Origin of the sequence: Gilliamella sp. B3172, assembly GCF_026536465.1 — a bacterium.
Lineage (GTDB): Bacteria > Pseudomonadota > Gammaproteobacteria > Enterobacterales > Orbaceae > Gilliamella.
Map to the genome: position 1 here is coordinate 141,464 of NZ_JAFNOA010000008.1, position 6,000 is coordinate 147,463.

7 protein-coding genes are annotated in these 6,000 nt (G+C 36.2%); all 7 read left to right on the forward strand.

The window, feature by feature from the left end:
* The first annotated feature begins 115 nt into the window (after positions 1 to 115).
* On the forward strand, positions 116 to 1,156 hold the full coding sequence (gene nlpD, locus J3U37_RS09850; protein WP_267329081.1) for a murein hydrolase activator NlpD: 1,041 nt from the start codon (positions 116 to 118) through the stop codon (positions 1,154 to 1,156).
* 116 nt (positions 1,157 to 1,272) lie between these two features.
* Positions 1,273 to 2,025 carry a 2,3-diphosphoglycerate-dependent phosphoglycerate mutase gene (gene gpmA, locus J3U37_RS09855; RefSeq protein WP_267336336.1) on the forward strand — a complete coding sequence of 251 codons (753 nt, stop codon included), beginning with the start codon at positions 1,273 to 1,275 and terminating at the stop codon, positions 2,023 to 2,025.
* A 101-nt stretch (positions 2,026 to 2,126) separates the two neighbouring features.
* Positions 2,127 to 2,705, forward strand: a complete 579-nt coding sequence (locus tag J3U37_RS09860) for a thymidine kinase (RefSeq protein ID WP_220217527.1) — start codon at positions 2,127 to 2,129, stop codon at positions 2,703 to 2,705.
* A 121-nt stretch (positions 2,706 to 2,826) separates the two neighbouring features.
* Positions 2,827 to 4,035: an aldose 1-epimerase family protein gene (locus J3U37_RS09865; protein ID WP_220217526.1), complete on the forward strand. Its 1,209-nt coding sequence runs from the start codon at positions 2,827 to 2,829 to the stop codon at positions 4,033 to 4,035.
* A 295-nt stretch (positions 4,036 to 4,330) separates the two neighbouring features.
* Positions 4,331 to 4,924 (forward strand): UbiX family flavin prenyltransferase, encoded by a 594-nt coding sequence (locus J3U37_RS09870; protein ID WP_220217525.1) that lies wholly within the window; start codon positions 4,331 to 4,333, stop codon positions 4,922 to 4,924.
* Between the two features lie 21 nt (positions 4,925 to 4,945).
* A complete protein-coding gene (locus tag J3U37_RS09875; RefSeq protein WP_267374658.1) occupies positions 4,946 to 5,380 on the forward strand; it encodes a pyridoxamine 5'-phosphate oxidase family protein in 435 nt (144 codons plus the stop codon).
* Positions 5,381 to 5,804: 424 nt separating this feature from the next.
* On the forward strand, positions 5,805 to 6,000 hold a 196-nt coding region (locus J3U37_RS09880; protein WP_267374661.1), incomplete at its 3' end, for a hypothetical protein.

Sequence of the window (6,000 nt, forward strand, 5' to 3'; positions counted from 1 at the left end):
TAATGCTCAGTGACTTGCTCAATTTAGCATAACATGGAATCAATATAATAGCTTTTTACAACAAAAGCGATAAAATATATTCATAAAACAATATTAAAAAATGAAAGGTGTTGCTGTGAAAAAAATTCTAACATTAAGTTGTTTAAGTTTGATGATTGCTGCTTGTACTCAAACTGATCAAGCCGAAATCGAAGATATTTCCGGTTCTTCTGGCGGATCAATTTCATCTGTATATACTAAACCGCCGTCAAATATTTCTACAGGTTCTCGCGTTTATTCAACGCCAACATCTTATAACCAACCGACTCAAACAACATCTTCGATTCAAAATACATCAACAACCACCAGTAGCAATGGTACGGTGACGACTAATGAACGAATCACTTATAATCGTAATTATGAGGATATTCCCAAAGGCGGATATCAAGGCAATACTTATACCGTTAAACGTGGGGATACTCTGTTTTACATTGCTTGGGTGACCGGTAATGATTATCGTTCGTTAGCAGCGAAAAATAATATCAAAGAGCCTTATGCTGTCAATGTTGGGCAAGTTTTAGATGTGAGCGGTGGAACAACTATTGTGACGCAACAGACAACTACTTCTCAAACTGCAAGCACAAATAGTGGTAGTAGTAATTATGGTGGAGGCCAATTAGATAATCAACCAGCTTCTACCACCACAACAACCACCACAACAACAACGATTGATGAGGGTAAACCACCTAAAACAACGCAAACAACCAATACGGTCACCACAACGCCACCACCAGCAACAGGCACTGTGTCAAATAATAATATTGCATGGCAATGGCCAGCCAGAGGTAAGATCATTGAAAAATTCTCAAATGCAAGTAAAGGGATCGATATTTCAGGTTCGTTAGGTGATAAAATTGTTGCGGCAGCTGACGGTCGAGTTGTTTACTCAGGTAATGCATTACCGGGATATGGTAATTTAATTATCGTTAAACATAATGATGATTATTTAACCGCTTATGCGCACAATCAAACTATTTTAGTGAAAGAGCAACAAGCTGTTCGCGCGGGTGAACAAATTGCTACAATGGGGGCGACAGGTACCTCATCAGTGAGATTACATTTTGAAATTCGTTATCAAGCTAAATCTGTTGATCCTTTAAAATACCTTTCAAATTAATTTAAATTTGAAAATATAGATTATTTAAAACCAAAATGCACAGTTAACTCTGTGCATTTTGATAGAACAGAATTCATTTAACCGTTTTTATTTTAAGCAACAAAGGAGTTAAATTCATGGCAGTAAAAAAATTAGTTCTTATTCGACATGGAGAAAGTGTTTGGAATCAAGAAAATCGTTTTTGTGGTTGGACTGATGTAGATTTATCTGACAAAGGTAATAAAGAAGCAGCAGAAGCAGGGCAACTACTTAAACAAGAAGGTTTCCAATTTGACTATGCTTTCACTTCAGTTTTAAAACGTGCAATTCACACTTTATGGCACGTGCTTGATGAAGTTGATCAAGCATGGTTACCTGTTGAAAAAAGTTGGAAATTAAACGAACGTCACTATGGCGCATTACAAGGTTTAAATAAAGCTGAAACTGCAGCAAAATATGGTGATGAACAAGTTAAATTATGGCGTCGTGGTTTTGCCATTACTCCTCCTGCGCTTGAAAAATCGGATGAACGTTTTCCGGGACACGATTCACGCTACCGTAATTTACCAGAATCTGAATTACCATTAACTGAAAGCTTAGCGTTAACTATCAAACGTGTACTTCCATACTGGGAATCAACTATCGCACCACGTGTTGCTAAAGGTGAACGTGTTATTATCGCTGCTCACGGTAACTCTTTACGTGCATTAGTTAAACATTTAGATAACATCAGCGATGATGATATTATCGATTTAAATATTCCAACTGGCGTACCATTAGTTTATGAATTTGATGACAATATGAAAGTTATCAAACATTACTATTTAGGTAATGCCGATGAAATTGCCGCTAAACAAGCAGCAGTAGCAAACCAAGGTAAAGCGAAATAATTTCGTTTTTAACTATTTAAAAACTAACTATTAAAAAAGGTAAGTAATGATTGCTTACCTTTTAAATCAAGATTGTTTATTTTATTTTCGAGAGTATTATTTTGTCTAAAATTTATTATATTTATGCTGTAATGAATGCGGGAAAGTCTACTGAGTTATTACAGATTGATCATAATTATTTAAGTAACAATATGAAGACATTACTGTTAAAGTCATCGGTAGATACTCGTGATTCAGCAGTAGAAATTGTGTCTCGATTAGGGCTGCGAAAAAAAGCATTACAACTTGATGATAACAGTGTTGACGAGATTATTGAACACATAAAACAAAGTAATTATGCTTGTATTTTGATTGATGAGAGTCAATTTTTATCATCCAAAACGATTTGGAAGTTATCCGATGTTTGTGATGAATATGGCGTTCCTATGATGTTTTTTGGATTAAAGACCGATTATATGGGACAGTTATTTGAAGGGTCCAAAACATTATTAGAGATTGCAGATAATTTTAGAGAGCTTAAAACAGTTTGCTGGTGTGGCAAAAAAGCCATTATGAATTTATTAGAAGGCCAAGACGGCCAGATTGTTAAATTTGGTAATTCTATTCATTTAGGTGATACGGAGTTTCATTCTGTATGCCGTAAGCATTGGAAAACCGGTCAAGTAAGGCCAAATTGTTAATTTAGTTGCTATTTTTTAGTAAGGTATAAATTAGTTGGGTTTAGAAATGCATTTTAAATTTGTTAAAAGAAGATAGTTATTTCCATATTGAGTACAATTTCATTAATTATAAGGAATCGTTATGAAAACCAAAATCAGTTCACTAGCATTAGCGCTAACTTTCATCACTGCTACCGCCCAAGCTCAAGAATATGTTCTTATCGACAAGGAAAAAGATATCGATAAAGGATTTTGGGTTGTTCACAATACCGATATTGGATTAAAAGATACCAATTTTAGAATACAAAATAGAGTGTTAACTGGTGGTAAAGAAGAGGGGTCTCAACTGCTTTCAATTACAAGTGGTAATTTCAACATCTATTTAAGCCCAACCCGTGGAATGGGCATTCTCTCTGTGGAAGGTGACGGCATTCGTTTGGGGTGGGATGCTCCTGTTAAAGGTGTTATTAATCCTAAATTTATCGATCTTGAAAGTCGTGATGGCTTAGGCTGGTTAGATGGTTTTGATGAGATGCTAGTACGTTGTGGTTTTGAATGGAGTGGTCACCCTGTCAAAGCAGACGGTAAAATATACTCACTTCATGGACGTGTTCAAAATATTCCGGTGTCAAAATTACTTGTCAATATAGAAGATAAACCGCCATATACCCTAACAATCAAAGGGCTTATTGAAGAAAAATCAGATAATGATAAAAATTTAGAAACTTGGACGTCATTAACTTATGTTCCGGGCACCAAAGAATTCACTATTCATGATGTTGTGACGAATAAAGGTAAGGCTACCAGTGATTATCAAATCATCTATCATAGTAACTTTGGTACGCCAATTTTAGAAGAAGGGGCTAAGTTTGTTGCACCTGTGAAAGAAATTTCTCCGTTTAACGATTATGCTAAAGGTGGTTTAAAAACTTGGGAAACCTATTCCGGTCCAATCAATGATGCCAGCGAAATGGTATTTAACATCTATCCTTATGCAAAAAATGACGGGCAAACTCAAGTCATGTTAACGGACAAAAATGGCGACAAAGCTGTTGGTATTGCTTATAACATCAAACAATTACCGGTATTTTCATTGTGGAAAAGCTTCGATCCAATTAAACAAGGTTATGTTACCGGTTTAGAGCCAGGAACTAGCTTCGCTTATCCTGTTACAATTGAACGTGAGCAAAAACGAGTCCGTCAATTAGAACCCGGACAAAGCACTGAATTCACTTTAACTTATAGCTTATTGTCAAATAAAGAAGCTGTAAGCAAATATGCAGATCAAATTAAGGCTATTCAAGATAACAGAAAAACTGATATCGTTGAAACGCCAATGGCGCAAGAATAATCACTCACTACCATTGCCTACTTTCTTAGTAGGCAATGTTTCAATAGAATGCTTGTTATAATCTTTAACTCAAAACACCGTTTCCCTTATGCTTTTCGATAAAATTCCATATTAAACTGTGTATTTTACGCCTTCTACTATTAAATAGTTAACTACTGCAAAAGAAAAGCTGTTGAGCACACTTATGTTTGATAATATAACGAGATATTTTTACAATGGTCTTTAAAACCCGTTCAATTTTCTGTTTTAAGATAAAGTACCTTTTACCTAAGAGCAAATAACAATAGGAAACAAAATGACAGCAAGGCGGATAATTATTGGTATCAGTGGAGCAACCGGATTTGCTTATGGCATCAAAGCGCTAGAATTATTAAAACCAATGGATGTTGAAACGCATCTGGTTATTTCAAAAGCCGCCCAAATAACCCAATCTTATGAAGCACCCGACTACAGCATAAAACAGATCGAATCGCTTGCTGATAAGGTTTATAGTGTCAACAACATTGGTGCAGCAATTGCCAGTGGCTCATTTAAAACTATGGGAATGTTGGTTGCGCCTTGTTCGATGCGCTCTTTGTCGGCTATTGCCAATAGTTTTAGTGATAATTTACTCACTCGGGCGGCAGATGTGGTCTTAAAAGAGCGACGACGATTAGTGTTAATGGTAAGAGAATCTCCTTTGAACTTAGCACATATCAAAAATATGGAAGCGGTCACCTTAATGGGCGGAGTAATTTTCCCACCGGTACCGGCACTTTATCAACACATTGAAAGTATTGATGATGTCATAACTCATAGTGTTGCAAGAGCATTGGATCTTTTTGATCTTGATATTCCCGCTTTACCACGTTGGGGAGAAGATATGCACTTAAACCGTCATCCCAAATAACGCAGTAATAAATGTTAGCCAATGAAAATAGATAACAATATCATTGAATTTATTAAAAACCAGCATGTGCTTTCGCTCAGTGTGCTTTTGCCTGACAATCAGCTATCGGCGTGCAATGTGTTTTATGTGTTTGATGACCAACAGATGTGCCTTTATTTTCTTACCGAATTGAAAACGCAGCATGCTAAAGCGATGTTAACTCACCCCCAAGTCGTTGGTACTATTAACGTGACGCCAAAAAATATACTACACATACAAGGTATACAGTTTAAAGCAGTAGCAACGCAGCTCACCGATCAGCCAGCAAAGCAGGCTTATTCTCTCTATTATCGAGCCTTTCCCTTTGCTCGGATAATGCGAGCGCCAATTTGGTCGTTAACGTTACAACAAATCAAAATGACTAATAATCTACTTGGCTTTGCGCATAAAACCTATTGGCAACGTCAAAGCAGTTAGTTTTTAGCATTGATAAAATAGTTTTGGGAAACTTACTATTTTAGATAACTTATTTACTGAATTCCCCTCAATATCATCTGCCGATTTGTTGCTTACTCTGCTTGATGTATTATTTAATTGCTATACAAACGTTTTTACACTTATCAATTGCTGATAATATCGTCATTAAAATCCTGTCTAACGTTGATCAAATCAGTTGTATTAATCCAGAAGTCTTAGATAAAAACAGTTGCAAAATATATCGAAACCACGTAAGTTATTAGTGGTATAACAATAATATTATTTGTTGTTTTATACACTTAGGACAGACATAGCATCATGGATAGTTTGCTAATCGTTTTTACACACTTTATATCAAATGCACCTCCCATGATCCCCTTATTGTTGGTCTCTATTTTGTTAAAATCACCGAAAGGAGCACATCATGGCGCAGGATCCGATCAACCAGATTCCAAACGACCCCGTCAAACAGGTACAGCAATTTGGTAAACAGTTACTCCATGGACTCCATGAACTGACCGGCTTAGCTGTCAGTCATAATCGTTATACCTTAACGGTTGACGGGTTAAATGCACCTGTTTCAGTATTAAAGGTTAATGGTGAAGAGCAGTTAAACCAGC